Origin of the sequence: Natronomonas sp. (assembly GCF_046710025.1) — an archaeon.
Taxonomy (GTDB): Archaea; Halobacteriota; Halobacteria; order Halobacteriales; family Haloarculaceae; genus Natronomonas.
Window position 1 is genome coordinate 1 of record NZ_JBKEGK010000218.1, and the last position, 4,318, is coordinate 4,318.

Consider the following 4,318-nt stretch of genomic DNA (forward strand, 5'->3'; position numbering starts at 1 on the left):
TTGGCCCCTCGGGGACCGACCCGAGCCGCTCGGTCGCGTACCCCGCGAGGTCCGTGCGCCCAAACCCCTCCGGAACGGTGAGATTGTGGGCGGCTCGGGCCGTCGCGTACCCGCCGTCGAAGCCGTTTGAGAGCCACCGAGTCCCCGGCCGGCGGAGCGTCAGACGGTCGTCGGTCCGCTCGTACTCGAACATTACCACACCTCGTCGAGAACGGAAAACAGCTCTTCGGTCGCAGCCCGATCCCGGACGGCAATCCGAACGTGTGTATCAAGCCCGCGAAACGTCGTCGCGTCACGGAGGACGACACCGCGGCCTTTGCAGGCCGAAAGCAGTTTTGCGGGAGGTTTGCCGACATCGCAGAGGACGAACGGGGCTTCCGAGGGATACACCTCGAACCCGCGGGCCACGAGACCCTCGCGGAGATGCCTGCGCTCCTCCGCGACGCGCCGTCTGGTTTCTTTGATGAACACCGAGTCCCGCATCGCGTGGGCGCCGACCGCGGCCGCGGGCCCGCCGACGGACCACGCCGGTCGAGCTGTCCGGAGTCGCTCGCCCGCCTCGCCGTCGGCGACCGCAAAGCCTGCCCTGAGGCCGGGGAGCCCGAACAGTTTGGTGAGCGAGCGAGCAGCGATGACGGCCGGGTGACCGGCGAGCGACGCCCGGTCGGTGAAGCCGAGAAACGCCTCGTCAGCCAGAAGCGTCGTCCCCGAGTCCACACACTGGTCGGCGAACGACCGGAGGGCCGACTCGGGGTACAGCTCTCCAGTCGGGTTGTTCGGCGTGCAGACGATCGCCATCGCGTACCCGGAGGGATCGCGATCGATAACCTCCTCGTGGGGAACGACGACGGCTTCGCCGCCGGCCAACTCGACCTCGCGGACGTACTCCCCGAAGGAGGGTGCGGGGACGAGGACGCGAGTACCCGGCGAGACGGTCACGCCGATCGCCAACCGGATCGCCGCCAGTCCCCCCGGCGTCGGGATGACGGAGTCCGGATCACAACCGACGTAGTCGGCTGCCGCCGCCCGGAACGCCGGGTAGCTGTCGTTGGGGTATGAGTGAGCGTCCGCGAAGGCGTCCCGATAGACCGTCTGCGTGCCGTCCGGAACCCGTGGGTTGATGTTCGCGCTCAGGTCGAGCACGTCCGGGTCGTCGCTCGAGCCGTGGGGAACGCGCCCCACGCCGTCGACGCTGTCAGGATCCATTCGACGTGCCCCCCTCGATCGCGTCGGCGAACGCCGCTGCGACAGCCGCGTCCTCGGGTCGGTTGACGTTGACCGCGAGGCGGGCGTCGTAGCTCACGCGTATCGTCTCCGCCTCCCGCTCGCCGACGATGTTTAGCCCGGTTGGGGCGAGATCACGGCCGCCGTGTGCTCGCGTCGTATCGATACTGACGCCGAGGCGACGCTTGAGAACCGCCGGGACGCAAACGGTCAGCGCGCCGCCGCCGTGGGCGTCGATCGCCCGGTCGATCGTTTCGTCGCTCAAAAGGGGAAGGTCGGCAACGACGGTCAGAACGGGGGGATCGACACGCTCGAGCGCGTCCGTCAGGTCGGCGACGTACCCCTCGCCGTCCGCCTCGACGACCGGTATTCGACCCCGCAATCGATCGGCCGTTCCGGGCGTCTTTGGCGACGTGACTGCGTAGGTGGTGTCGACCCGGCTCGCTTCGAGGGCGTCGAGGACCCGCTCAACCATCGGCTCACCGCCGACCTCGAACAGCGGCTTCTCGCCGCGGTCGAGACGGGTCCCCGCCCCGCCACACATCACGAGAGCGTCCACGCGATCACCCCCAAGTGCAGCCCGAGGACACGGGCGAGTTCGTTCGTCGCCCCAAAGACATCGCCGTTGACGCCACCGAGCGTTCTCTCCCCCCACCGGATCAGGCTGACAGCGACGAGCGGCCCGGCGGCGACGGCGGCGAGTCCGACCGGGACGGGAGGCACGAGCAACGCTGCCGGGAGTGCCACGAGGACCGGCCCGAGCAGCAATGCCGGCTCCGCGCGTTCGGTGAACGCCGACCCGAGCCCCTCGTGAGCCGCGCTCGCGAGGCAGGCGACGGTCGCCATCCCGAGTTTCGCGCCGACTTCGGCGGCAACGACGATCCCGGCGGCAGTCAAGGGCGGCGCGCCGGCGAGTCCGAGCGCGCCGAGGACGAGTCCACCTACGACAACAGCAATTGCGACGATGGCACCGACGCCGGTTGCAGTATCTTTCAGCGCCTCCCGAGCGTCCCCCTCCCCGTGTGCCGCCATCGCGTCGCCGAGGTCGGCGACCCCGTCGAAGTGCGGAATCCCGACAACGACGACGAGCGAGAGGAGGTAACCGAAGGTGACCGTCGCCCCCGACAGCCCCGACAGGAACGGCACCGCCACGAGCGCGCCGATCGGGTACGCCACGAGCGGAAACGCGGCGGGGAACGATCGGAACCGGTCCCAATCGGCTTCGCCGCTTCCGATTGGGACGCGGGTGAGGAACGCAACGCCGCCACGAAGCCCGCCGGCAACTGATCTTAGAGCCATCGAAGCACCCCCACGGCGACGGCTACCCCGTAGGCGAGGACCGCTCCACGGCGTATCGCCCCGATAGCGTCGTGGCTGTCCGACACCGTCGGGTAGTCGGCGACCCCATTGAGCGTGTACGCGCCTGGCTTTTCAAGACGTACATTCAATGCCGCGGCGAGGGTGCCCATCGGCCACCCGGCGTTCGGCGAGGCCGGTTCGCGCGCGTACCGACGGGCTCGGACGGGAGCCTCCGGATCGCCGGCGCCGAACGCCAGAAACGGCGCCGACAGCCGGGCGGGAACAAACATGAGGATGTCGTCAAGCCTGGCGCTCGCCCAACCGAATCGGCCGGGGTAACCGAACATCGAATCCATCGTGTTTGCACCCTTCAAAAGCGCCGCGCCGGCAGCCGCCGCGGGAACCGAGACAAACGAAAGCGCAACGAACGTTAACAGCGGTGCGAGAAAGCCATCGGAGAAGTTCTCGGCGAGGCTCTCTACGGCCGCACTTCGAACGAGGCCGGGCGACAGTCCCGAAGCGTCACGTCCCACGAGCGCCAACAGCGCCTCCCTCGCGTCTCCGAGGTCGGTGTTGCTCAATTCGACGACGCGGCGGCCGCTCTCAATGAGTAGGCGGACGCTCGAGGCGACCCAAAGGACAAGGCCTGCGAGGATTGCGTCCGCAAACGGGACCGGGAGTCTCGCGGCAAGTGATACGGCGGCGTAGGCGGCCAGCGCACAGCCCGCCGGCACCGCAAGCGCGTAGACCGTGCCGGCGAGTTTCGGGACACCGAAACGGTGCTGCTCCAGCCGTCCGAGCAGTCGCCCCAATACCGCAACTGGGTGAACCGCGGCCGGCGGCTCCCCGACAGCAGCCTCGAGGCCGCCTGCGAGTCCGACCGAGACGACGAGCGCAGCCCCCGGATCGAACAGGTTCACGGCACTGACTCCAGATGCGAATCGAGTTCGGGGAGGCCAACATTTTCGATATTGAGGAATCGACCGCCGGCGGCCTGGACCCCACCGTCGGTGTCGGGATCGTCCCCGACGTGGACGAGCGACTCGGTGTCGACGTTGAGCCGGCCGGCGACCGTCTCAAACGCCCGCGGGTCGGGCTTGCGCCACCCGCAGCCGACGCTCGAGACGACGGCGTCGAAGGCCCCGCGAAGCTCCGCTCGAACCAGCGTTCGGCCGACGAGCTCCGGCACGCTGCAGTTCGAACAGAGCCCGACTGGCCCGCGTTCGGCCGCGGCGTCGATCGCCGACCGCGCGCCCTCGCGACGGCTAACAGTCGGATCGAAGGCAGCGACGACCGCCCGGCGGGCGGCGTTGTTCGGCGCGTCGACGCCGCGGGCGGAGAGTACGGCCGCGACGTGAGCAGGAAGCGGTACCTCCGCGCCCGCCGGCGCATCGACGTGGACCTCACAGTAGGCGTCCTCGAAGTCCGGCGGCACCGACACGCCGCGCTCGGCGAGCGCCTCGGCGACCGCGGCCGCGGGATCGTCGGGTGTCTCGGCAACGACGAGCGTGCCGAAGAGATCGAACGAGACTGCCACGACTGGCCGTACCGACCGCATCGACTTGAATCTCGTGGGACCGCCAGCCTCGGGACCGACCGCCGGCCGCCGTGCGCTCGGCTCCGACCCGAACCCGCGCGGGCGGCTCAGTCGGCGCGTTCGGGGCGGCCGGCGGTGCAGAACCGTGAGAGGTCGAGATTGTCTGCCGCCTCGCTCGCGTGCTCGTAGGGGCGGCCGACGACGATGTTGCCGGCGCGCTGTTTGCCGACCCCCGGGAGCATTCGCAGTTCGTCCATC

The 4,318-nt window shown here is 69.5% G+C and carries 5 protein-coding genes and 1 pseudogene; all 6 read right to left on the reverse strand.

The window, feature by feature from the left end; all coding sequences use genetic code 11:
- Positions 1–193, reverse strand: a pseudogene (locus ACI944_RS12315) (adenosylcobinamide amidohydrolase); the annotation flags it as partial.
- A complete protein-coding gene (locus ACI944_RS12320; protein ID WP_411719339.1) occupies positions 193–1,206 on the reverse strand; it encodes a threonine-phosphate decarboxylase in 1,014 nt (337 codons plus the stop codon). The pseudogene ACI944_RS12315 and the gene ACI944_RS12320, both read right to left, overlap by 1 nt.
- The gene (locus tag ACI944_RS12325) at positions 1,196–1,768 is read right to left on the reverse strand and encodes an NTP transferase domain-containing protein (RefSeq protein WP_411719343.1); all 573 of its coding nucleotides are present in this window, start codon (positions 1,766–1,768) and stop codon (positions 1,196–1,198) included. The genes ACI944_RS12320 and ACI944_RS12325 overlap by 11 nt, the downstream gene beginning before the upstream one ends.
- A complete protein-coding gene (gene cobS, locus ACI944_RS12330) occupies positions 1,768–2,523 on the reverse strand; it encodes an adenosylcobinamide-GDP ribazoletransferase (RefSeq protein ID WP_411719340.1) in 756 nt (251 codons plus the stop codon). Before cobS ends, ACI944_RS12325 begins: the two co-directional genes overlap by 1 nt.
- Positions 2,514–3,443, reverse strand: coding sequence for an adenosylcobinamide-phosphate synthase CbiB (gene cbiB / locus ACI944_RS12335; RefSeq protein ID WP_411719341.1), 930 nt, complete (start codon positions 3,441–3,443; stop codon positions 2,514–2,516). Before cbiB ends, cobS begins: the two co-directional genes overlap by 10 nt.
- Positions 3,440–4,060 carry an HAD family hydrolase gene (locus tag ACI944_RS12340; RefSeq protein WP_411719342.1) on the reverse strand — a complete coding sequence of 207 codons (621 nt, stop codon included), beginning with the start codon at positions 4,058–4,060 and terminating at the stop codon, positions 3,440–3,442. The genes cbiB and ACI944_RS12340 overlap by 4 nt, the downstream gene beginning before the upstream one ends.
- Between the last annotated feature and the right edge of the window lie 258 nt (positions 4,061–4,318).

Coding starts and splice junctions, on each gene's coding strand:
- ACI944_RS12325 (WP_411719343.1), bottom strand. CDS start 1,768: ATGTGTGGCGGGGCGGGGACCCGTCTCGACCGCGGCGAGAAGCCGCTG.
- ACI944_RS12320 (WP_411719339.1), bottom strand. CDS start 1,206: ATGGATCCTGACAGCGTCGACGGCGTGGGGCGCGTTCCCCACGGCTCG.
- cobS (WP_411719340.1), bottom strand. CDS start 2,523: ATGGCTCTAAGATCAGTTGCCGGCGGGCTTCGTGGCGGCGTTGCGTTC.